Annotated in this window: 19 protein-coding genes and 2 pseudogenes; 6 read left to right on the top strand and 15 right to left on the bottom strand. The window is 59.6% G+C overall.

Annotation, left to right across the window (positions count from 1 at the left end; genetic code table 11):
• Window positions 1-200 precede the first annotated feature (200 nt).
• The 4 genes and pseudogenes from JYG34_RS17140 to JYG34_RS17125 all read right to left on the bottom strand — a co-directional run.
• Window positions 201-1,448 carry an IS256 family transposase gene (locus tag JYG34_RS17140; RefSeq protein WP_213657564.1) on the bottom strand — a complete coding sequence of 416 codons (1,248 nt, stop codon included), beginning with the start codon at window positions 1,446-1,448 and terminating at the stop codon, window positions 201-203.
• A 68-nt stretch (window positions 1,449-1,516) separates the two neighbouring features.
• Window positions 1,517-2,563: an NAD(P)/FAD-dependent oxidoreductase gene (locus tag JYG34_RS17135; protein WP_213657563.1), complete on the bottom strand. Its 1,047-nt coding sequence runs from the start codon at window positions 2,561-2,563 to the stop codon at window positions 1,517-1,519.
• A gap of 302 nt (window positions 2,564-2,865) precedes the next feature.
• On the bottom strand, window positions 2,866-3,501 hold the full coding sequence (locus JYG34_RS17130) for a flagellar biosynthesis protein (RefSeq protein WP_213657562.1): 636 nt from the start codon (window positions 3,499-3,501) through the stop codon (window positions 2,866-2,868).
• 128 nt (window positions 3,502-3,629) lie between these two features.
• A pseudogene (locus tag JYG34_RS17125) lies at window positions 3,630-3,917 on the bottom strand (helix-turn-helix domain-containing protein); the annotation flags it as partial.
• Between JYG34_RS17125 and JYG34_RS26355 the strand changes: the two are divergent.
• Window positions 3,907-4,014, top strand: a pseudogene (locus JYG34_RS26355) (DUF2834 domain-containing protein); the annotation flags it as partial. The pseudogenes JYG34_RS17125 and JYG34_RS26355 sit on opposite strands and share 11 nt — an antisense overlap.
• On the opposite strand, the gene JYG34_RS17120 reads toward JYG34_RS26355, so the two are convergent.
• Window positions 3,983-4,771 (bottom strand): helix-turn-helix transcriptional regulator, encoded by a 789-nt coding sequence (locus tag JYG34_RS17120; protein ID WP_213657560.1) that lies wholly within the window; start codon window positions 4,769-4,771, stop codon window positions 3,983-3,985. The pseudogene JYG34_RS26355 and the gene JYG34_RS17120 sit on opposite strands and share 32 nt — an antisense overlap.
• A 139-nt stretch (window positions 4,772-4,910) precedes the next feature.
• On the opposite strand from JYG34_RS17120, the gene JYG34_RS17115 reads away from it, so the two are divergent.
• Window positions 4,911-6,014 (top strand): polyamine ABC transporter substrate-binding protein, encoded by a 1,104-nt coding sequence (locus tag JYG34_RS17115; protein ID WP_213657559.1) that lies wholly within the window; start codon window positions 4,911-4,913, stop codon window positions 6,012-6,014.
• A gap of 103 nt (window positions 6,015-6,117) precedes the next feature.
• A complete protein-coding gene (locus tag JYG34_RS17110) occupies window positions 6,118-7,329 on the top strand; it encodes a contractile injection system protein, VgrG/Pvc8 family (RefSeq protein ID WP_213657558.1) in 1,212 nt (403 codons plus the stop codon).
• A 51-nt stretch (window positions 7,330-7,380) separates the two neighbouring features.
• Here JYG34_RS17110 and JYG34_RS17105 read toward each other — a convergent pair whose 3' ends face one another.
• The gene (locus tag JYG34_RS17105; RefSeq protein ID WP_213657557.1) at window positions 7,381-8,196 is read right to left on the bottom strand and encodes a carbon-nitrogen hydrolase family protein; all 816 of its coding nucleotides are present in this window, start codon (window positions 8,194-8,196) and stop codon (window positions 7,381-7,383) included.
• Window positions 8,197-8,318: 122 nt separating this feature from the next.
• Between JYG34_RS17105 and JYG34_RS17100 the strand changes: the two genes are divergently transcribed.
• The 3 genes from JYG34_RS17100 (at window position 8,319) to JYG34_RS17090 (ending at window position 11,975) form a co-directional block, all read left to right on the top strand.
• On the top strand, window positions 8,319-9,131 hold the full coding sequence (locus JYG34_RS17100) for a LuxR C-terminal-related transcriptional regulator (RefSeq protein ID WP_213657556.1): 813 nt from the start codon (window positions 8,319-8,321) through the stop codon (window positions 9,129-9,131).
• Between the two features lie 281 nt (window positions 9,132-9,412).
• Window positions 9,413-10,729, top strand: coding sequence for an APC family permease (locus JYG34_RS17095; RefSeq protein WP_213657555.1), 1,317 nt, complete (start codon window positions 9,413-9,415; stop codon window positions 10,727-10,729).
• A gap of 82 nt (window positions 10,730-10,811) precedes the next feature.
• Window positions 10,812-11,975 (top strand): AAA family ATPase, encoded by a 1,164-nt coding sequence (locus JYG34_RS17090; protein ID WP_213657554.1) that lies wholly within the window; start codon window positions 10,812-10,814, stop codon window positions 11,973-11,975.
• A gap of 139 nt (window positions 11,976-12,114) precedes the next feature.
• Here JYG34_RS17090 and JYG34_RS17085 read toward each other — a convergent pair whose 3' ends face one another.
• From JYG34_RS17085 to JYG34_RS17045, 9 genes are all read right to left on the bottom strand, one after another.
• Window positions 12,115-12,690, bottom strand: coding sequence for a PIN domain-containing protein (locus JYG34_RS17085; RefSeq protein ID WP_213657553.1), 576 nt, complete (start codon window positions 12,688-12,690; stop codon window positions 12,115-12,117).
• Complete coding sequence (locus JYG34_RS17080; RefSeq protein ID WP_213657552.1) at window positions 12,687-13,154, bottom strand: helix-turn-helix domain-containing protein; 468 nt, start codon at window positions 13,152-13,154, stop codon at window positions 12,687-12,689. Before JYG34_RS17080 ends, JYG34_RS17085 begins: the two co-directional genes overlap by 4 nt.
• 446 nt (window positions 13,155-13,600) lie before the next feature.
• Window positions 13,601-13,870 (bottom strand): DUF3077 domain-containing protein, encoded by a 270-nt coding sequence (locus tag JYG34_RS17075; protein ID WP_011534690.1) that lies wholly within the window; start codon window positions 13,868-13,870, stop codon window positions 13,601-13,603.
• Window positions 13,871-14,018: 148 nt separating this feature from the next.
• Entirely contained in the window at window positions 14,019-14,264 is a 246-nt protein-coding gene (locus tag JYG34_RS17070) for a hypothetical protein (RefSeq protein ID WP_011534689.1), read from the bottom strand.
• A gap of 402 nt (window positions 14,265-14,666) precedes the next feature.
• Window positions 14,667-15,368, bottom strand: coding sequence for a DUF2290 domain-containing protein (locus JYG34_RS17065; RefSeq protein ID WP_213657551.1), 702 nt, complete (start codon window positions 15,366-15,368; stop codon window positions 14,667-14,669).
• The gene (locus JYG34_RS17060) at window positions 15,361-17,514 is read right to left on the bottom strand and encodes a DEAD/DEAH box helicase (RefSeq protein WP_213657550.1); all 2,154 of its coding nucleotides are present in this window, start codon (window positions 17,512-17,514) and stop codon (window positions 15,361-15,363) included. The genes JYG34_RS17065 and JYG34_RS17060 overlap by 8 nt, the downstream gene beginning before the upstream one ends.
• A gap of 246 nt (window positions 17,515-17,760) precedes the next feature.
• Complete coding sequence (locus tag JYG34_RS17055) at window positions 17,761-19,374, bottom strand: ABC transporter ATP-binding protein (protein WP_213657549.1); 1,614 nt, start codon at window positions 19,372-19,374, stop codon at window positions 17,761-17,763.
• A 1-nt stretch (window position 19,375) separates the two neighbouring features.
• Window positions 19,376-20,395, bottom strand: a complete 1,020-nt coding sequence (locus JYG34_RS17050; RefSeq protein WP_213657548.1) for an ABC transporter permease — start codon at window positions 20,393-20,395, stop codon at window positions 19,376-19,378.
• A 1-nt stretch (window position 20,396) separates the two neighbouring features.
• The gene (locus JYG34_RS17045) at window positions 20,397-21,470 is read right to left on the bottom strand and encodes a microcin C ABC transporter permease YejB (protein ID WP_011534684.1); all 1,074 of its coding nucleotides are present in this window, start codon (window positions 21,468-21,470) and stop codon (window positions 20,397-20,399) included.

Below are 21,470 nucleotides of genomic sequence, written 5' to 3'. Positions count from 1 at the left end.
TAACCGGGTTCAGCAGCCACGGCAATACGAGTGGGCAAGAGAGTACACGCCTATCGGGGTGGTGGCCAGATCGTGTCGGAGCAAAAGTGCCAATTGTGTTTATTGAATATCGGTAGTGCTGGAAGTTTCCTTCATTTAGGGGAGTGTCAGTTTTTTTGTGTGCGGGCCGGTAACGGCCTGCCGCCAGGCAGGCCTTGATTTCACCAGGTCGGCCTGATGAACCGATCTCCGTACAGAATCGCAAATTGATTCATCGCGCTTTTCCAATCATGGGCCGGTTTTCCCCAATTGGCTGTTATGTTGCGCAATCCCAGCCAAATCAGTTTGGTCGCTGCGTCATCATTCGGGAAATGCCCGCGAGTCTTGATGACCTTGCGTAGCTGGGCGTTGATGCTCTCGATGGCGTTGGTGGTGTAAATCACCTTTCTGATGGCCGGTGGGAAGACGAAAAATGGAATCACTCGATCCCAGGCGCGTCTCCAGGCAGCCACCACCGTTGGATATTTCTCGCCCCACGGTCCGTTCTCAAACTCATCGAGTGCTTGCTCAGCCGCTTCGGCATTGATGGCTTGGTAAATCGGCTTCAGCTCCTTGGCCAGAGCCCGCCGCTTGTCCCAGGCCGCGAAGTCGAGGCTGTTGCGGATCAGGTGCACGATGCACGTTTGCAACGTCGTCTCTGGAAACACGGCCCTGAGAGCCTCTGGCATACCTTTGAGGCCATCGGTCACGGCAATCAGCACATCTTCGACACCGCGCGTCTTGAGATCGTTAAAGACCTTCATCCAAAACTTCGCGCCCTCGGTGTTCTCAATCCAGATGCCCAGGATATCCCGCGTCCCGTCGGGGAGGACGCCCAGGGCCAGGTAAATGGCCTTGTTGCGCACCAGGCCCTCTTCGCGGATCTTCACCCGCAGTGCATCGAAGAAAATGACCGGGTACATCGGCTCCAGTGGCCGCTGTTGCCACGCGCCAATCTCATCCATGACCTCGTCTGTCACAGAGCTGATGAAGTCGGGTGAGACCTCTGTTCCATACTGCTCGGACAAAAAGGCTCGGATCTCTCTGACCGTCATTCCACGGGCGTACATGGCGATGATCTTGTCATCGAAACCGGTGTACCGCCGCTCGTGCTTGGGGATCAGAATGGGCGAAAAACTGCCGTCTCGATCGCGAGGAATTTCCAGCCGCAGCGGGCCATCCCCCGTTAAAACCGTCTTGCCACTCTTGCCGTTACGCTGGTTGGTTTCATCCTCTGGGCGCTGCGCGCCTGGCGGATAGCCCAGGTGGTGGCCAAGCTCGGCATGCAGAGCGCGTTCGATCAGGGCCTTCTTGAACGCCGCGGAGGCATCCTCGATAGCTTCTGCAGTCATCAGGCCCTCACCGAACTGCTCCAGCAGCTCTTTGGGGATTGTGGGCAGGTCACGCAAGGGTTTCTTTTTGGTTGGCATACATGCACCTCTTACTCATGTTATGCCCGAACACAAAATTTCTGACACCCTCCCAAGGCGCGCATGCGTTACACCGGACGGCAAGGCACCAGGTGGGTATGTGTCTTGCCATCGACAATCTCTTCGCTGACCAGCCTGCCCACCACCGCCGCCAGCGTCACGCCCGGGTGCATCACGCATAGGTAAACCCCCGACACCCCGGGCACATCGCCAATCAGCGGAATACCGTTTTCAGGCATCGGTCGCCAGCCAACACATGCCGTTTCAAGTTCAAGAGCGCCCACGCCTTCGAGTTCGCCGCAAATGGCCTCGGCCGTGCGCCGTGCCACCACCTCTGGCTGATGCTCCGGGCCATCGCCCAGATAATCCTCGGCCGCCAACAGCCAACCTTCCGCCCCTTGCCTGACTTCCATGGCCGCGTTCGAAATGATGCCGCGCACCAGCCCGGGCCGGGCGCGGTAGCGGATGAAGAGGGCAGGAGAGGGCCCGATGGCAAGTGGCACCCCCAGCGCACCTGCCAGCGTCGCGCAGCCATTGCCGGCAGCCAGCACCACCCGATCGGCTGCCAGGGGGCCTTGGGAGGTGTTCACGCCCGACAGGGTGCCGCCGTCGAACCTCATACCGAGCACCTGGGTCTGCGTCAGCACCGTGGCGCCATGGGCCTTGGCGCCTGCGATCAATGCATGGGTGGCGGCCACGGCGTCCAACGCGCCTTCCTGTGGCGCATGCATGGCCTGCTCGGGCGGATGCCGGAGGTTGGGCTCCAGGTCGCGGATCCGTTGCCGGGAAACCACCACTGTGGACGAGGTGTCCGGCTCAGCAAGGGAAGGCTGCGCGTAGCACAGCGAGCCCGTCCAGCGCACGACCAGGCCAGGCAGCTCGCGCTCGAGACGGCGGTAGTCATCGATCGCGGCATTGCGCAGCGGCGCGATGGCTTCGGGCCCGGCAGCGCAGGTGTTGATCCAGGCGAACGAGCGGCCGGTCACGCCCGAGGCGATCTCGCTGGCTTCCACCACCGTAACCCGTGCCCCTTTGCGGGCCAGGTGGTAGGCGATTGACGCGCCGACAATGCCGGCACCCACCACGATCACCCGCATTCCGTCGCCTTGGCTCATCGCAACCTCCTGTTATCGAGGCGACGATCGTACAACAGAGGGCAAGCTAGCTGTGTGCTACTTGCGGACCCAAGGCGGTTCGGTGCTTTAAGCCCCGTGGCGCGACAACTCCCATGGCCTCACATGAACGCAGCCTTCGAGCAGGTCGATGCCAAGGTGCACTCGAGCAACAGGCGCGTTTTGTTGGTCTGCGGATGGGGGGGCCGGGTGAGCTCGCTTTCGATGCGCTCAACGTCACCGGGCTGGGGGCTGCGGATCATCCAGCCAGAGGTGGCTGGATGCGCCGCATGTTCGCCATGGGTTTATGGCTTGGCTTTGCCCAGTTGCTTACCGGTTTCGGTCACGATGGCGCTCAGGCCTTGTTCGTTGATCTTCTTCCAGTCGCTGTCCGTTGCCACCTGCATGCTGTCCCGTGCCTCTGTCACCACCTTCAGCGGCGCCGCGCCCGGGTGGTCGATCTTCAGCTGGGCCTTGTTGTTGACCGCCACGGTGAAGGCACCGGGCGAGAACCACGACCAGTATTCGATGATGTGCACATTCACCGCCGCGGCATTCGGCGTGGGCGTGCTCACTACCTGGTAGCCCGCTTGCTGGTAGGCCGTGGCCACGGCGTTGCCGACCAGTTGCGATACGGTTCGGCCCGAAGGCAGCACCACATCGCCCAAGCCCTTGCCGAAACCGTTGCGCTTACGGCCGATGGCGCGTTCGGTGATGCGGGTGTCGGTGATTTCATCGTTTTTCAGGGAGGGGATATCGGCCTGGCGTGGGTCGATCTGGAACACCCGCTCATCCACGGCGCTGATGTATACCAGCTGGCCTTGGCCGGCTCCCATGGCTAGCGGCGTTGGGCCGGTGACGTCCACTTCGGAACGATTGGTCGCACAGCCCACCAGCGAAGCGAGGGTGAGGGCGGCGACAGTGGCTTTGAGAACGGTCATGGGGGCTCCTGAGCAGTTAGGTCGTCCTGATTACACCGGCTAGCGTACGGCCGGCGCGCGGGAGCTTAGCGGTTAGGCACTGTCGGAGGAAGGATTTTGTGGCTAAACGCCATCATTCTTGGCCTGAGTCAACGCGGGTGATGCCGAGCCAGGTATTCATCATATGCCGCCGTCATCGTTCGCCACGTTTCGCCGTCGGCGGGTATCAGGTGCTCGATCCGCAGCGAAGCCACCGTGATGTCCAGCGGCATGCCGAAGGTGGTGAAGGTGGACAGGAAGCGCAACTCACCCGCACCGGCGCGCACGCGGGTCAGCACCACAGGTGACTGCGGCATGTCCGCCGCCAGTGCGGGTGGGGCGGGCAAGCCACGTAGGCGTTGTGCCAGGTCAGGATTGGCCAGTGCTTCCCTGGTTGCTGTATTGCCCTACCTGCTGCTGACGGCAGTATTCGTATCGATCGGGCCGTTGCTGTACATCGTGGTCAAGGGGCTGTCGGGTAGGCGCGGGGCATGAAGAACCGGGTAAACAACTCAGACTGCGACTTGATATTCAGCTTGGCGTAGATATTGCGGCGGTGAACCTTGATCGTTTCCGCCGAGAGCGCCAGCTTGCCCGCTATCTCCTTGTTGGAGAAACCGCTCAACAGCAGCCTGAGCACATCGCTTTCCCGCGTCGTCAACTGCGCACCCAGCTGGGCCAGCGTTTCTTGCCGGGGCGGTGGCTCGGCAAGGCTTTTCTCGGCATCGCTTTCAAAGCACATGCGCTGGTGCATCAAGGCCGTGACCCAGGGCTTGATGATGTCGAGAATGGTGATTTGCTCTTGGCTGAAGCGCACCTTGCTACCAATGGAAATGCACAGCGTCCTGTCGGCGTCGAGCTGCACGTTGTACTGCGCTTCATCCACCGAGATGTACTGGGCAAAGTACTGGTGGTAGTACTCGGTCTCGAGAAAGTACTCCGGCGCGATATCCAGCAGGTGGAAGAAACCGCTCTGGGGGTTTTCTCGATTGGCGATGTAGAACGGGTCCAGCAGATACAGCTCCGTCACATAGCGATGGATGAACGCATCCACTTCTTCTGCGTCCGCCACTTCAGGCAGGCTCACCACTTCCACGTGCTGGCTGCCGAAAATCAACACCACCCAATTATCGATCTGCACGTATTCATTCAACACCCGTACCAGCGAACTCCAGAACTCCGGCCGGTTCAGTTGCATGATCAGCTTGCCGATGGTTCGGTGCCACGCCAGTCCATGGAGGTCGAACGGCATTTTCTACCCCTTTTGGGTTAAGGATGCGTAGGCCAGAGGTAAGTATTTCGAGGTATTTACTCTCCGGGTGTGCCCGGTATAGTCGGTGCCAAGGCTTGGGATGGCCATGAGACAACAATCGTCTGGACAAGGATGTTGCATGAGAACGTCACGTTTGCGAACCCTTTTTTCGGCCTCGCTGCTCTGCGCGGCGATCAGCACCTCGGTGGCGGCCGCCGAGCCTGGCGTGCACCTGTACAACTGGTTCGGGCTGCTGGCGCCGGAGACCCCGAAGGCCTTCGAGCAGGAAACCGGCACCCGCGTGCACATGGACGCATTCGACAGCGCCGACATCATGCAGAGCAAGGTCATGGCCGGGCGCACCGGGTATGACGTGGTGGTGGCCACTTCCAATGTGCTGCCCACGCTGATCGCGGCGGGCGTGCTGCAGCCGTTGGACCGTGCGCAACTGGGCAACCTCGCCCATATCGACCCGGACATCCTCGCCCAGCTGGCGGTCAACGACCCCGGCAATCGCTACGCGGTGCCCTACCTGTGGGGCACCACCGGCATTGGCTACGACATCGACAAGGTCAAGGCGGCCTTGGGTGATCAGGCGCCGGTGAACAGCTGGGACCTGATCTTCAAGGAAGAGAACATCAGCAAGCTGAAGGCGTGCGGCGTGGCGATGCTCGACTCGCCCAGCGAGATCATCTCGATCGCCTTGAACTACCTGGGGCTGCCCAGCAACAGCAGCAACCCGGCGGATTACCAGAAGGCGCAAGACCTGCTGATGAAAATCCGCCCGTACGTGCTGTATTTCGACTCGTCGCGCATCGACACCGACATGGCCGACGGCAATATCTGCGCGGTGGTCGGTTGGGCCAACGGCGCCCTGGCCGCGCAGGCGATCAACGAGAAGAACAACACCGGGCGCCGCATCACCTACAGCCTGCCTCGCGAAGGCGCGCTGGTGTGGTCGGAAAACCTGGTGTTGCTTAAAGATGCGCCCCACCCCAAGGAGGGCCTGGCGTTCATCAACTACATGATGCGCCCGGAAGTGATCGCCAAGACCTCGAACCACACGCTGTACCCCAACGCCAACAAGGACGCCACCCAGTTCGTCGAACAGGCGCTGCGGGACAACCCCTGGATCTATCCCGACAAGAAGACGGTCGCCACGCTGATTCCACTCGAGCCCCTGCCGTTGAAACTCGAACGAATCCGCACCCGGGTCTGGACCAAAGTGAAAAGTGGCGTTTGACCTGACCTGACGTTTCGCCTGCAGCCCGGTGCCTGCCTCCGTGTTCATGGAGGCGGTGGCTTCGTGCGCCTCATCCTTGGCTTATGTAGAGAGGGAACAGCGGATGTTCAACCCAACCCGGCAGACCCATTTCAGCTTGACCATCGACGGTGTCGAACATGGCCTTCACGTACTCGCGTTCAGCGGTGAAGAGGCCATCAGCAGGCCGTACTTCTTCAATGTGGAACTGGTCGGCGAACCGGCTGACCTGGACCTCGACAGCCTGATCGACCGCGAGGCTTTCCTGGCCTTCGACACCGAGGGCAACGGTGTGCACGGGCGCGTCTACCACGTTGCCCAATGCGGTGATGCGCCACGCTACAAGTTGGCCCTGGTGCCGCAGTTGTCCTACCTGCGCCATCGCATCAACCAACGGATCTATCAACGCCTGTCGGCACCGGAAATCGTTGCCTTGATATTGGAAGAGCACGGGATAGTGGGCGGCGCTTATCGGCTTGAGCTGCGGGCGAACTACCGTGCGCGCGATATCTGCACCCAGTACGACGAAACCGACCTGCATTTTGTCCAGCGCCTGTGCGAAGAGGAGGGTATCCACTTCCACTTTCAACACAGTGCGCGGGGGCATGTGCTGGTACTGGGCGATCATCAGTCGGCCTTTACCAGAAGTGGCATCCCGACCACCTACAGGCAAGCGCCCGACAGCGTCGCCGACGCGCCGGTGATCAAGCACCTGATGGAGCGTCATCATGCGGCTTGTCGCCGAACGGAAGGGCACAGCGACCAGCCCCGCTTGGCCAGTGGTCATGTGCTGGAAATCACGGGCCATCCGCACAGCGCGTGGAATGCTCCCTGGTTGCTGACCCAGGTTGTCCATGAAGGGCGGCAGCCACAGTTGTCCGGTGAACACCTCGTCACTGGCAACGAAGGCGATTTTTTTCAGGGTTACCGTAACCGCTTCACGGGGTATGCGTGGCACGCGAGCTATCGTCCGCCGTTGGCTCACAGGAAGCCCCAGGTGCCCGGCAACCAGACGGCGGTGGTCGTTGCCGTGGAGGACGAGGCGGTGCGCAGTGATCGGCGCCTGGCCAGGGTCAAGGTCGAGTTCCCGTGGGATCGCGAAGAACGAGTGGGCGACACGCGCAGTTGCTGGCTGCGGTTGGTCTCCGACTGGCATTGCGAGAGCACGCCGCCTCGGAAGGGAATGGAGGTCAGGGTGACTTTTCTTGAGGGCGATCCCGACCAGCCGCTGATCAGTGGTTGCGTGTGCTGCAGCTGTCAGGGGCGGGGTTTGGACAGGGTTACTCCCGGCCAATAATTACTGGCCGGGAGTAACCCGGGATAAGCCTAGGGTCATCAATACCGATGGCTAGCCGATGATCAACTCCCGCACCCCGTTGGCATGCTCGATCCGCTCACCCGGCAACTGGATGCGCTGGTTGGCGCTGTAGTCATGGAAGGCGCGGGCCTTGCCGATCAGTGACAGGTCCAGGGTCACGCTATGCCGCGACTCGCCACGCCCGGCCTCGAACAGCGTTTGGCCATACGGGTCCACCGCCAGGCTCGCCCCCACGAACACGCAGCCATCCGGCCCTTCGCCCACGCGGTTGGCGACCACGGCGAACACCTGGTTCTCCATCGCCCGGGCCATCACCGACACCCGGTGCACATGATCCTCCGGTTCGGCCAGGCCATCGGTGATCAGCATCAACTGCGCGCCCAGGGCCTTCAGTGCCCGCGCCGTCTCGGGGAATTCGCTGTCGTAGCAGATCAACAGGCCCAGGCGCACGCCGCGCCATTCGACGGTGGCGAAGCGGTCGCCCGGCACGACGATGCCGTGCTCCGGCAACCACAGGTGGGTCTTGCGGTAGGTGAGCAGGATGCCTTCGGGGGCGATGAACAGGGTGGTGTTGTAGAAGGTGCCGCCGTTGTTCTCGTACAGCCCCAAAACCACCGCGACATTACGCTGGCGCGCTGCCGCGACCACTGCCTGCACGGCATCGCCGTCGATGGCTTCGGACAGCATGCCGACGTCATCTGCTGTGAGAAAACCGGTCAGGTGCGACTCGGGGAACAGCAGGATATCGGTGTCCGGCGCGCACTGGGCCAGGGCCTCGAGGATGCCACGCAGGTTGTGGGCGGTGTCGCCGTCGCGGGTTGTCGTCTGTACCACTTCGATCTTCATGGGCAATCCGTCTCGCTGGGCCCGACCCTTCCGCGGGCGAGTGACATTTGCGAAGGGTGGTGCAAGTATGAAAACAATCACTGGCAAAACAATCACTTCGACGGGTTAACCCGGGGGTAGTCATGGGCTTGAGCCTGCAGGATCTTTCGTGGCACCAGGGTGTGGGCCAATGCATCGAGCACCTCGACCGGCCGAGCTTCTGGCGCACACTGGCGACGCTGCTCGGCGACTTCGTCGAGGTGGATACCTGGGTGGCGCTGCTGTTCAGCCACGACAAGCCGCTGATCTTCGACCAGAGCCCCTACGAGCGCGAGGGCATCGACCCGCTGGTGAGCGAGTACGCCAACGGCCTGTACCTGCTCGACCCGTTCTACATCAGCAGCCGCGAGCGGCCGCTGACCGGCCTGGTGCGCCTGGCCGACGTGGCCCCGGAGCAGTTCCAGCAGACCGACTACTACCGCCTGTACTTCACCCACAACGTGGTCGCCGACGAGGTGCAGTTCAACCTGGCCCTGGGCGATGGGCGCACACTGTGCCTGTCGCTGGGCGGGCGCTCACGTTTCGACGCTCAGGCCATCGCCCAGCTGGAGCTGGTGCGCCCCTGGCTGATCGGCCTGTTGCGCCAGCGCCTGCACTTCGAGCAACTGCCCGAATGCGCACCGGCCAAGCCCGCGCTGGGCCTGGCCCAGGGGCGCGACGAAGCACGGCGGCAGCTGGAGTCGGTGCTCACGGCGCGGGAGCTGGATGTGGTGCGGCTGATCCTGTCGGGGCATTCGAACAAGGAGACGGCCATCAAGCTCAAGCTGTCGGCCGAGACGGTGAAGGTCCATCGCCGCAACGTGTACCGCAAGCTGGATGTGAACTCCCAGACCGAGCTGTTCTCGCTGCTGTTTTTGGCCGGCGAAGACCTTGCCAGCCTGCAACCGGCGCCGTGATTCCCCTGCGCCATTACCCCCGGGTTAATCATTCGACGTTATAGGAATCCGCACCGGGATCCGCATACTGGCCCTGCACCTTGTAGGCGCGGGCTTGCCCCGCGATCACCGGCAAAGCCGGTGCCATCCCCCGAGTAACTTGCTGTGCACGCCGTCCCTGCGCCCCCATGCAGCCAGACCGGCTGGGCAATTTCCTAGAACAATCACAAGAGGATGACCCATGGCTCATTTCGCTCACGGCCCGGCCCGTGGCATCGCCCCTGCGCGCCAGGAGGCCACCCATGCCTGACGCCACCCCCGCAAAACTCTCCCTGACCTCCCTGACGGTCTTCGGCCTGGCCTACATGTGCCCGAGCCTGGCCATGGTGATCTTCGGCGTGATCTCCGAGCGCAGCGACGGCATCGCCCCCAGCGCCTTCCTGCTGGCCACCGGCGCCATGCTGCTGTCGGCCCTGAGCTACGCCAAGCTGTCGCGCCTGTTCCCGGTGTCCGGCTCGGCCTACTACTACGCCAAACGCCTGCTCGGCCCCGGGTGCGGCTTCGTGGTCGGCTGGGCGGTGCTGCTGGCTTACCTGTTCATGCCCATGGTCGCCTGGCTGTTGCAGTCGGTGTTCCTCAACGCCCAGTTCCCGCAGGTGCCCACTTGGGGCTGGCTGCTGATCAACATCGGTCTGACCACGGCGGTGACCGTCAGCGGCATGGCCCTGACCGACCGCCTGAACAAAGTGCTCACGGTCCTGAGCGTGGCCCTGGTGCTGCTGTTCCTCGGCTACTGCCTGCGCTACCTGGCCGGCCAGCCCCAGGTCGGCTTCACCCACGCCGTTTGGAACGAGCACAGCACCCTCACGGGCCTCACCGCCGCTGCGGCCATCGCCGCTTATTCGTTCCTCGGTTTCGACGCTGTGACCACCCTGGCCGAGGAGGCCGAGCAGCCCAAGCGCGATATCCCCCGGGCGGTGTTGCTGGTGATCAGCCTGGGCGGGCTGCTGTTCACGGCGGTGGCCTACCTGATGCAACTGAGCCACCCCGGCGGCCAGTTCGCCGACCCAGAGACTGCGACCTACGCGCTGTCGATCGAGGTGGGCGGGCAGTTCTTCGCCGACTTCGTCAACCTCGGCGGCATCGTTGCCGGCTTCGCCTCGTGCCTGGCGGTGCAGGTCAGCGCCAGCCGCTTGCTGTACTTCATGGGCCGCGAAGGCGTGCTGCCGCCGCGTTACTTCGCCAAGCTGCAGGGCACGGCGCGCACGCCGGTGTTCAACCTGCTGCTGATTGCCGGGCTGGGCTTGATCGGGGTCGGCGCGGATGTGAGCTCGGCCGCTTCGCTGATCAACTTCGGCGCGTTCCTGGCGTTTGCGGCGGTGAATGTCTGCGTGATTGCGTACTACCGGCGTGAGCGGCGCAAGCAGCGGTTGAGTGGGGTGGGGTTCGTGGTGTTTCCGCTGCTGGCGATTGGGGTGAACCTGTATCTGCTGTCGCTGTTGAGCACGGTGGTGATACTGGCCGGGGTGGCTTGGCTGGTGTGTGGTGGGTTGTACTTGATGTGGCTGACGGCGGGGTTCAGCAAGCCCACGCCGGGGTTGATGGAAGTTGAGTCTTGAGGTGATGCGCAAGCCACTGTGGCTTTACACGGAATTATTCCAGGCCAATAATTATTGGAATCTAATAATTCAGGATAAACCCATGGCTGACATTTTCCTGCGTCCGGAACTGGCGGCCGATATGGCCAGGCAACTGCTCAAGCCCTCGGCACTGGATATCGGCCTGCGTTCCGGGTTGTTCCTGTCAGGCCTGCGCCGGACGGGCAAGACTACCTTCCTCAAGAACGATCTGATCCCGGCCCTGGAGGCACAGGGCGCACTGGTGATCTACGTCGACCTGTGGAGCGACACCCAGACAAGCCCGGTGAAGCTTGTTCTGGCTGCCGTGCGCAAAGCCCTGCTCGAACTGCAGACACCGACCTCGTCGTTCATGCAGCGTCTCAAGCGCGTGCGTGGCGCCGAGGTGGAGATGGCCGGTTTCAAGTTCGGCTTCAACCTCGATACCCTGGGTGAAGCAGGCGGCGTGACACTCGCCGAAGCGCTGAGCGAAGCGGTGGACCAAGCCAAGGCGACTGTCGTGCTGATCGTCGACGAAGTGCAGCATGCCATCACCACAGAAGACGGGCAGCAGATGATGCTGGCCCTGAAGGCTGCGCGTGACGCCATCAACCCAAGGCCCGCGACGCCTGGGCATTTCCTGTTCATCGGCACCGGCTCGCACCGGGCCATGGTCAACGAGCTGACCGCCCGGCGTAACCAGGCGTTTGCCGGCGCCACCAACGTGGCCTATCCGGTGCTTGACGAGGGCTATGTCGCGTTCTGGCTCCAGCGGCTCGCCGCAGATGGCCTCGACAACCTGCCCTCGCTGGAGGTGGCGACCGAGGCGTTCAAGACACTGGGCAGCCGGCCTGAAGAGTTCATCCGTGCCCTGCGGCAGTTGATTCACTCGCCCAGCCTCGGTTCCGGGGCGGATGTGGTGCTGCCGGTGATCGCGGCCACGCTGCGCTCGGCGGCGGCCGACCTGGAACTGATGAAGGTCGAGGAACTGGGCGTGCTGGCCCAGGCCATTTTCGCCCGGATCGCCTCCGTGGATGGCGAGACGCGGGGCGTGTTTTCCAGCGAGGCGGCGGGCGAGTATTCGACGTTCGTGGGGCGTGAAGTGCGAGTGGAGGAGATCCAGCCGGTGGCCAATGAGTTGCTGGCGGCGAACCTGATCATTCGCCGGGGGCATGGCCTGTATGGCGTGACCGATCCGTTCGTGCAGGAGATCTGGCGGGAGCGCCAGGCGATGCTGGGCAAGCGCTGATAGACGTTCAGGGCAGGCGAACACCGATGAAGGTCGACTTTGAATTGCTCACATTGCCGGACGACATGTCCGGCTACAACGCGACCCCAGATTTCAGCATCATGTACCCTTGCCGGGGCTGCTGCGCAGCCCTTGTGCATCAGAGCAGGAACTTGAACCCGGAAAGCAGTTTTACCGCTTCAGGCAGCTTCTGCTGGAGCAGCTTGTCCAGATACATCTGGACGCTTTGAGGTGGATCCTTCAACGACTGCCGTTGTCGCTGGACGGCTTCAAGTACCGCTGCCTTGTCCAGGTCCCACAGGTCGGCGATGAAATCATCGGGATGCAGCGCTTCGATATCGAAACCACGAAGCGCAGTGTCAGGAAAGTCTTTGAGGTTGAAGGTGACGATCACCGAAGCGTTACCTTTGATGGCGGCAGCAAGGACATGGCGGTCGTCTTCATCCGGTAGGTCCAGACCGCTCACCAGTGCTTCGTAATCGCTGACCAGTGCGTCGGGTACTGCTGCATCCATCAGGCCAGAGGTGCGATCCAGTTGCTCTTGGGTAAGGTCCGGGCGATTCAGTAGCAGATTGCGCTTCCATTCGTCATGAATCCTGGCCGACCAGCGAGCGCGGTACACGCCGGTTAGCGCAAGGTTCATGAGGAGGTCGCGCAGTATTGCGGGGTAGAGGACATTGGCGTCGTACAGGGCTGTGAAGGAAGAGTGCTTCATTCGTAGCCCATCCTTAACGCCTGGGCTTGGGCCGCCAGTTCGTCCATCGCCGCACGGCTCGCCTCGTCGCGCTTGTCCTTGTAACCCACCAGATCTGCGAATTTGACCCGGCGATGACGGCCCGTCTTGGTGTGAGGAATCAAGCCATCGTCCAGCAGTTTCACCAGGTGCGGACGCGATACGTTGAGCAGGTCGGCCGCTTCCTGGGTGGTTAGCTCGGCGTGGATTGGCACGACTTTGACAGCGTTGCCCAGTGCCAGCTCGCTGAGGATTTCTCCGAACAGACGCAGTGCAAAGGTAGGCACCTCGACGACCTGGCGCTGGTTGTCTTCGTTGAGCAGCTCGATCCGTTGAGTTTGCGAGGCTGTCGAAAGAAAGGCGGCCAGGGTGCGGCTGGATTCGACGGCTGCGGCAATCTCATGCTCGTCAGGCAGCAGCTTGTGAGAAAGGTCGGCGGTAGTCATTGTCTTCTCCGGAGGGGTATCGAGGGTAGGGGCTGTACAAGGGGGCGATAGCCTGAGTCGAATGTATATTCGAAATAATCGAAAATCGCAATAAACGAAAAGCTCGGACTGAATGCAGTAAAGCCCGATGCGGCCTTTCAGGAGTAGGCTCGCCTGCCAATAGCCTTGTGGCGCCCATCAGATCGAGCGCCGCCCGCGCGGCGCATCGCGGATGAATCCGCTCCTACATCTGTTGCAACGTGGCCATGCCTGATAGGCCATGGTTGTTCGCCTTGTTTGTACGACGCGGTATTTCGGCTGGCGCCAAGGCAGGCAGCCATGGTCTGACAGATGCGGCACGTTGCAACGAATGTAGGAGCGGATTCATCCGCGATGCGCCGCGCGGGCGGCGCTTGATCTCCGAGGCGCTGCGACTCTTTCGTCAAACCCCTCGAAAGAACAACCCCTTAATGCTTCATCCCCAACTCCGCATCATCCATCAGCGCCTTGGCCAGCGCGCTCAGGTAATACGATGCCCAGATCAGCTGAGGCTTTTCCTCCATGATCCCGGTGATGGTCAGGTCGCACACGCAGCCCATCAACTCCGAAGCCTGTTCCCGTGCGTGCTGGCAAGGGATGCCGGGTTCGATGCAGAACAGCGGGTCGGTATGCTTTTCACCCTGGTAGAACTTGGTCTTGCCCACGGTGGTGTGGGGCGTGGTGTCGTCTGTGCTCATGGCTCAATCTCCCTGAAATGATCGGTGCCTGGGCGAGCAGGTAGTCCAGCAATCAGCTACACAGCATCTGCCGCGCAGCCACGCCGATCCCCTGTGGGAGCCGGCTTGCCGGCGATGAGGCCAGCCCAGGCAACCTATGGCTAACACCTTAATGCAACGTCCGAGGCTCCACCTGCGGCATCTGCACCTGAATCAACGCCGATTCGAGCAGCACCCGCAGCGCCTCCATTTCATGCATCGCGGCCATGACCAGAATCGACACGGGCGACTTGGGATGCAGCAGAACAGCCTGATGCGCCACGGTCTGCGCGCAGAGGGCGTACTCGGTGGCCTGGATGATGGTGTCTTCGAGGGAGTGGTGGTTGTGGGGTGGATCTGGAACGATCTTTAACATAGCAACTTCCCTTTGGTGGTGCGGCCACCTGCCTGCTGTCAAACAGAAGGGTGGCTGCTGTACGTGGGTTGACAGACCGGCGGAAATTGCAAGCTCCGGCGCACGCAAGCGTGCCCGCACGTACAGCAGCCATAAGGGCTTGCTGCATGCAATTAACCGTGGCGGCCTGTCAAAGCCGATCGCTGATTTCAGCGACTTACCGAGACTAGATTCATGTCGAAGCAGCCGCAACGGAAATGTGACTGTAGGAGGATATTTGGGAAATGGACTACAAGGAAGAGGGAGAATCTGATTTGTTGCCATTTTATCCTTCCAGTTTGCCTCCACATGGCTCTAGGCCTGTGGAGGCGTCCGTTAGAATAAATACGATTTATTACTGCTCTTTAGAGATGGTCGTTTGGGTTACCCGAAGTAAAAGGTTCTTTCCTCAATGGCGTCGAATAAATCGTCATGAATGATGTTGCATCGAGTTTTTTCATCAATAAGGATGCGTTCAAGGGAGTTGCTGACATGCGCGTCATCATCATCGCCAGCTGTGCGCCAATTTGCTCCATAATAATGTTTGTAGACTAGAAGCGCGAAAGCACTTGGTGTAAGTAAGCGTCTAACGGCCCACCTGTTTTCTGAATGAAATCCAATGTGAAAATGTGAGCAAGGATGATGGAATTTGGTTCTCTGAGCTGGTGCGTTTTCATATCGTAAGAGTGGCACTGAACCTATTCCAACTTTGTCTGATAATAATGATAGGAACTCTTCGTGACCTAGCATTCCTGCCTGCACCATCTCTTGGCGGCTTTCAAACCAGTTGTGGTACTCATCTCCATTAGATACGTAAGGGTTGGGATAAAATGCGTATCGGACATTGTTCTCACCCTCGATGCTGAACTGGAAGAATGAATAGTCCGAGAGTAAGATGTTGTAGTGTGAGAGTTTCAATGCCTTGTTGTAGACGTCAATGTATGTTGCTTGAGGGGATAGAATGATGTCGCGAAATTCGTGGTTGATGGGCAGCGGCGCAGGGTTTGAGAATATCTCTGATATAGTTAATTTCTCTGCTATTCGCCAAGCATTTGCTATTCCTGTGATGACATCTTCCCTAGTCATTTTTGTTTTCCTGGACTGTCAGTAGTTCCTCGATTTCGTCGTCTGCAAAGCCTTCTTCGCGCAATCTGGAAATAAATTCCATTCGTATAACTCTGGCTCTTACAGCCTTCTCACTCATATCTCGTTGGATGAGATTCATTTGGGATAGATCTGGCATTGTAAAGCGGAGGTGAGGGAAGTTTTCCGACGCAAGGTCAATTTCTCTTCCTATTTCTATGGTCGATCCTTGACATCCAGTTACACGAAGCCATGCTTTTGTTCGAGTGAAAGCTACAAAAAGCTTATTTCGCTCACTTCTATGGCGTAATGAAATAGCGTCAGCTCCGACGATATATACGACGGCTGCTTCGTTACCCTTGGCTCTATAAACTGTAGATAGTGTGATCTTGTTCTTTATGGTAAAGGGTGGCTCTGAATAAGGGTCGGCGTGAATATTGTTAGTGGATATTCCTGCCTCGGCAAAGCTGGCTGATAATCGCTTAAAGTATGCCCTTGCGTTCCTGTCGTCGAGAGCGATTACGATGATGTCTTCGGCAGAAAGCCCGCCTTGGAGAAATGCTTTGGCGTCATTCACAACCCAATTTATCTCGTCTTCAAAGGTTGAAGCGGAGTGGTAATCAATTAATCGTGGTAAATGTTCTCCCTGCAGTGATACAGGGCTGTTACGCTCTGGCCTTACAATGTCAACTCTTTCACCAGTTTGAAAGGCTTCGGCCTCCACTTCATAGCCCACATCTCTCCAGTGGTCTGGGCTTTCTAGTAATTGAACTATTTCAGAATAAAGGCCGAAGCCCAGCGCATGTGCGGTTAATAAAACTTCTCTTTGGTTTCTATAGCATTTGCTTAAAACAGTATCGTTAACTGCTCCAGGTGGAAGGCTCGATGCGGCCCGATCAAGAGATATGCAAGGTTCTCCTTGTTCATCAATGCCAAAGAGTTCCTCTGAAGAAGGCATTTTAACATTGAGAATATTCTGTAGTTCGTCATATGCCCAGACGATGTTCTTCTTGTCTCTATCACCTTTTGTTAGTAGATAGCACAGTTGATAGAATGCGGTAGGGAAGTCTTGGCCTTCATCAATCAGGATGTGATCGTAGTATGGTTGGACTAAGCCGCTTGATATTAGTTCTGTGCATGCATGCTGGAATGGTTCGACTCCAGTTGGTGCGGAAGATCGTGCCGTTCCAAAGTTGAGAGGGATTTTTCCAGCTCTCTTGCAGGCATCGTAGTAGGTTCCATGTATGTTGGAGCCTCCCCAGCCGTGACGAATGTTGATTTTGCTCCAGTCTGGATCAACCTCGGTAAAGTGTCTAAAGAATTTTGTGATTAAATTTTTGATTGGAGAGCGTAGGCTTTTAGTGAAAAAGGTGACTAGAATCGTATCCTCAGGTCTGCTCATATGTAAATGGGCAGCTTTCATGGCTAAAATTACAGTCTTCCCAGACCCAGCTAGTCCTCTGATTCTTTGAGGGCCGTTTACAGTTACCAGTGCAGCTCGTCTTTGCTTTTGATCAAAGTTGGCGATTTCGGCTTCTAAGTTGGAAAGGGCGTATGCTTCGCGATGCTGTTCTGGGTCGTCAACAGTTCGGCTGTTACTTCGTGTGAGTGCTTTGGCGCCTTCTATTACGGATCTGGTTTCCTGTAATTGCTCAGAGCTCAATGGCTGATCTGTGAGTAGACCTTCTAGTAGCTCTCGGAATGCGGAGGTTGAGTTGACTATTTCACATTCGCCTCCTTCGAAAATACGGTCGGCGCTAGATGAGTCACAATAGATTACTGGTACAATTTCTAATGCTAGAGAGTTTCGATTTTGTCGTAGAGCTTTACTCTTTAGGAGTCTGCCGAAGAGAATGCTACAGAATTGATTGAGTGACTCAGTTGTTTCTTCTATTTGTGGGACTGGAAGTCGCTCTGCTTGATTTCCGGTTATAAAGCGGAAGGCAATTATTCCGTGGTTTTTACTGATTAGTAATGCGTCTGGCTTATGAGTAATGGTTTCGTAATCGGAATAGCTTGGGAAGTCGTAGTAAAGGGCTGCGTCTTCGAGGTTGAGCTCTGCGGTGTGTGTGCGAATATGAGTAATGAAGTCTCGGGCTAGTGGGTCGCTATTTATTCTGTCGCTTGTTACTAGGATGTCGATATCCATCGTTTTGATCACTCCATGTCATGAGTTCGAGCTTTATAGGAAAATAGCCTGTAGCCACTGCGAAGTCTATTGCTTTCAGAGGTGTAGTGCTGCAGGTCCGAATAGCTTGGCAGAACCATCTACGATACTGAGCCTCCTTTGAGTGAACTTGAGTCAGTAGTAGCGCGAGACTAATCGCCTAGGCGCTTAGGAGGTGATTTTTGGGGTGCCATGAGAGGTAGCCTAAACCTATGTCAAACCTCTATGTCATATACGATGCCGTTCGACTTCCAAAAACGCCGCCTCCAACAACTGCCTCGTATACCCATGCTTCGGCTCATGAAATATAGCCCCCGCATCCCCTTGTTCCACCACCTGCCCATGCTTGATCACCATCAACTGATGACTCAACGCCTTGACCACCGCCAGGTCATGACTGATGAACAGATAAGTCAGGTTGTACTTAACCTGCAAATTCCGCAAAAGCTCCACCACCTGCCGCTGCACCGTCCGATCCAGCGCCGAGGTCGGCTCATCCAGCAAAATCAACGCAGGCTTCAACACCAACGCCCGGGCAATCGCAATCCGCTGCCGCTGCCCCCCAGAAAACTCATGGGGATACCGATGCCGCGTCCTCGGATCCAGCCCCACTTCCTCCAACGCCGCAATAATCGCCGCTTCCTGCTCAGCCGGCGTGCCGATCTTGTGAATCCGTAACCCCTCGCCAACGATATCCGCCACGCACATACGCGGGCTCAGGCTGCCGAAGGGATCCTGAAACACCACCTGCATCTCCCGCCGCAGCGGCCGCACGGCCTTCTGGTTCAGCCCTTCAAGATTCTGCCCATGGAAGCGAATGCCACCCTGGCTGGAAATCAACCGCAAGATCGCCAACCCCAAGGTGGACTTGCCCGACCCACTCTCGCCAACGATCCCCAGCGTCTGCCCCTGGGGCAGGCTGAAGTTCACCCCATCCACCGCCTTTACATGGTCCACGGTCCGGCGCAGCAGCCCCTTCTTGATCGGGAACCACACCTTCAGGTCCTTCACCTCCAGCAACGGCGCCCCTTCGGCGTTCGCGGCAGGCGCCCCGCTGGGCTCGGCGTTGATCAGCATCTGCGTATACGGATGCTGCGGCTTGCTGAACAGCGTGGTGCAATCAGCCTGCTCGACGATCTTGCCGCTCTGCATCACGCACACGCGGTGGGCGATGCGGCGCACCAGGTTGAGGTCGTGGCTAATCAGCAGCAGGGCCATGCCGAGGCGCGCCTGCAGCTCCTTGAGCAGGTCGAGGATCTTCAACTGCACGGTCACGTCGAGCGCCGTGGTGGGCTCGTCGGCGATCAGCAGCTCGGGCTCGTTGGCCAGGGCCATGGCGATCATCACCCGCTGCCGCTGGCCACCGGACAGCTCGTGGGGCAGGGCTTTCAGGCGCTTCTTGGGCTCGGGAATACCCACCAGCTCCAGCAGCTCCAGCGTGCGCGCAGTGGCCGCCTTGCCGGTCAGGCCCTTGTGCAGCAACAGGATCTCGTTGATCTGCTTCTCGATGCTGTGCAGCGGGTTCAGCGAGGTCATCGGCTCCTGGAAGATCATCGCGATGCGGTTGCCGCGAATGCGCTGCATGGGCTTCTCGCCCAGGTGCAGCAGGTCCTTGCCGCCGTACTGGATGGTACCGGAGGGATGCCGGGCCAGCGGGTAGGGCAACAGGCGCAAAATCGAATGCGCAGTCACCGACTTGCCCGAGCCGCTTTCGCCGACCAGGGCCAGGGTCTCGCCTTTGCGGATGTCGAAGCTGATGCCGTCGACCACGCGGTTGACCTGCTCGCCAGTAACGAACTCCACCGCCAGGTCGCGGACTTCGATCAGGGTGTCTTGGCTCATGTCATTTCCTCGGGTCGAAGGCGTCGCGGGCGGATTCGCCGATGAATACCAGCAGGCTCAGCATCACCGCCAGCACGGCGAAGGCGCTGATGCCCAGCCACGGAGCTTGCAGGTTGGACTTGCCCTGGGCGACCAGCTCGCCCAGCGACGGGGAACCGGCGGGCAGGCCGAAGCCTAAGAAGTCCAGGGCGGTGAGGGTGCCGATGGCGCCGGTGAGGATGAACGGCATGAAGGTCATGGTCGAGATCATGGCGTTGGGCAGGATGTGGCGGAACATGATCGGGCCGTTGCGCATGCCCAGCGCGCGGGCGGCGCGCACGTATTCGAGGTTGCGCCCACGGAGGAACTCGGCGCGCACCACGTCCACCAGGCTCATCCACGAGAACAGCAGCATGATGCCCAGCAACCACCAGAAGTTGGGCTGCACGAAGCTGGCAAGGATGATCAGCAGGTACAGCACCGGCAGGCCGGACCAGATCTCCAGGAAGCGCTGGCCGGCCAGGTCCACCCAGCCGCCGTAGAAACCCTGCAAGGCGCCGGCGATCACGCCGACGATGGAGCTGGCGATGGTCAGCGTGAGGGCGAACAGCACCGAGATGCGAAAGCCATAGATCACCCGGGCCAGCACGTCGCGCCCCTGGTCGTCGGTGCCCAGCAGGTTGTCGGTGGAGGGTGGCGCGGGAGCGGGCACCTTCAGGTCGTAGTTGATGCTCTGGTAGCTGTAGGGGATCGGCGCCCACAGCACGAAGGCGTCTTTCTTCTCCAGCAGCTCGCGGATGTACGGGCTCTTGTAGTTGGCCTCCAGCGGGAACTCGCCGCCGAACGTCGTCTCGGGGTAGCGCTTGAACGCGGGGAAGTACCACTCGCCGTCGTAGCGCAAGGCAATCGGTTTGTCGTTGGCGATGAACTCGGCGCCCAGGCTTAGCACGAACAGCACCAGGAAGATCCACAGCGACCACCAGCCGCGGCGGTTGGCCTTGAAGCGCTCGAAGCGCCGGCGATTGAGGGGGGACAGGGCCATGTCAGTGCTCCCGGCTGGCGAAGTCGATGCGCGGATCGACCAGGGTGTAGGTGAGGTCGCCGATCAGCTTCACCACCAGCCCGAGCAGGGTGAAGATGAACAAGGTGCCGAACACCACCGGGTAGTCGCGGTTGATCGCCGCTTCGAAACTCATCAGGCCCAGGCCGTCGAGGCTGAAGATCACCTCGATCAACAAGGAACCGGTGAAGAAGATGCCGATGAACGCCGAGGGGAAGCCGGCGATCACCAGCAGCATGGCGTTGCGGAACACGTGGCCGTACAGCACCCGCGAGCGGCTCAGGCCCTTGGCCTTGGCGGTGACCACGTACTGTTTGTTGATCTCGTCGAGGAAGCTGTTCTTGGTCAGCAGGGTCATGGTGGCGAAGTTGCCGATCACCAGCGCGGTGATGGGCAGCACCAGGTGCCAGAAGTAGTCGAGTACCTTGCCGGTGGTGCTGAGCTCGTCGAAGTTGTTGGAGGTCAGCCCGCGCAGCGGGAACCAGTCGAAGTAGCTGCCGCCGGCGAACAGCACGATCAGCAGGATGGCGAACAGGAACGCGGGGATGGCGTAGCCGACGATGATCGCCGAGCTGGTCCACACGTCGAAATGGCTGCCGTGGCGCACGGCCTTGGCGATCCCCAGGGGGATCGACACCAGGTACATGATCAGCGTGCTCCATAGCCCGAGCGAAATGGACACGGGCATCTTCTCGGCGATCAGGTCGATGACCTTGGCGTCGCGGAAAAAGCTGTTGCCAAAGTCCAGCTGGGCGTAGTTCTTGACCATGATCCACAGCCGCTCGGGCGCCGACTTGTCGAAGCCGTACATGCGCTCGATCTCGGCGATCAGTGCCGGATCCAGGCCTTGCGCGCCGCGGTAGTTGGAGCCGGCCACCGAGACTTCGGCGCCGCCACCGGCGATGCGGCTGGTGGCGCCGTCGAAGCCTTCGAGCTTGGCGATCATTTGCTCCACCGGGCCGCCGGGGGCGGCCTGGACGATGATGAAGTTGATGATGAGGATGCCGAACAGGGTCGGGATGATCAGCAGCAGGCGCCGCAGGATATAGGCCAGCAT

This window comes from Pseudomonas entomophila, assembly GCF_018417595.1.
Taxonomy (GTDB): Bacteria; Pseudomonadota; Gammaproteobacteria; order Pseudomonadales; family Pseudomonadaceae; genus Aquipseudomonas; species Aquipseudomonas entomophila_C.
This window is presented reverse-complemented; position numbering and strand designations above follow the sequence as displayed.

Coding starts and splice junctions, on each gene's coding strand:
- JYG34_RS17140 (WP_213657564.1), bottom strand. CDS start 1,448: ATGCCAACCAAAAAGAAACCCTTGCGTGACCTGCCCACAATCCCCAAA.
- JYG34_RS17135 (WP_213657563.1), bottom strand. CDS start 2,563: ATGAGCCAAGGCGACGGAATGCGGGTGATCGTGGTGGGTGCCGGCATT.
- JYG34_RS17130 (WP_213657562.1), bottom strand. CDS start 3,501: ATGACCGTTCTCAAAGCCACTGTCGCCGCCCTCACCCTCGCTTCGCTG.
- JYG34_RS17120 (WP_213657560.1), bottom strand. CDS start 4,771: ATGCCGTTCGACCTCCATGGACTGGCGTGGCACCGAACCATCGGCAAG.
- JYG34_RS17115 (WP_213657559.1), top strand. CDS start 4,911: ATGAGAACGTCACGTTTGCGAACCCTTTTTTCGGCCTCGCTGCTCTGC.
- JYG34_RS17110 (WP_213657558.1), top strand. CDS start 6,118: ATGTTCAACCCAACCCGGCAGACCCATTTCAGCTTGACCATCGACGGT.
- JYG34_RS17105 (WP_213657557.1), bottom strand. CDS start 8,196: ATGAAGATCGAAGTGGTACAGACGACAACCCGCGACGGCGACACCGCC.
- JYG34_RS17100 (WP_213657556.1), top strand. CDS start 8,319: ATGGGCTTGAGCCTGCAGGATCTTTCGTGGCACCAGGGTGTGGGCCAA.
- JYG34_RS17095 (WP_213657555.1), top strand. CDS start 9,413: ATGCCTGACGCCACCCCCGCAAAACTCTCCCTGACCTCCCTGACGGTC.
- JYG34_RS17090 (WP_213657554.1), top strand. CDS start 10,812: ATGGCTGACATTTTCCTGCGTCCGGAACTGGCGGCCGATATGGCCAGG.
- JYG34_RS17085 (WP_213657553.1), bottom strand. CDS start 12,690: ATGAAGCACTCTTCCTTCACAGCCCTGTACGACGCCAATGTCCTCTAC.
- JYG34_RS17080 (WP_213657552.1), bottom strand. CDS start 13,154: ATGACTACCGCCGACCTTTCTCACAAGCTGCTGCCTGACGAGCATGAG.
- JYG34_RS17075 (WP_011534690.1), bottom strand. CDS start 13,870: ATGAGCACAGACGACACCACGCCCCACACCACCGTGGGCAAGACCAAG.
- JYG34_RS17070 (WP_011534689.1), bottom strand. CDS start 14,264: ATGTTAAAGATCGTTCCAGATCCACCCCACAACCACCACTCCCTCGAA.
- JYG34_RS17065 (WP_213657551.1), bottom strand. CDS start 15,368: ATGACTAGGGAAGATGTCATCACAGGAATAGCAAATGCTTGGCGAATA.
- JYG34_RS17060 (WP_213657550.1), bottom strand. CDS start 17,514: ATGGATATCGACATCCTAGTAACAAGCGACAGAATAAATAGCGACCCA.
- JYG34_RS17055 (WP_213657549.1), bottom strand. CDS start 19,374: ATGAGCCAAGACACCCTGATCGAAGTCCGCGACCTGGCGGTGGAGTTC.
- JYG34_RS17050 (WP_213657548.1), bottom strand. CDS start 20,395: ATGGCCCTGTCCCCCCTCAATCGCCGGCGCTTCGAGCGCTTCAAGGCC.
- JYG34_RS17045 (WP_011534684.1), bottom strand. CDS start 21,470: ATGCTGGCCTATATCCTGCGGCGCCTGCTGCTGATCATCCCGACCCTG.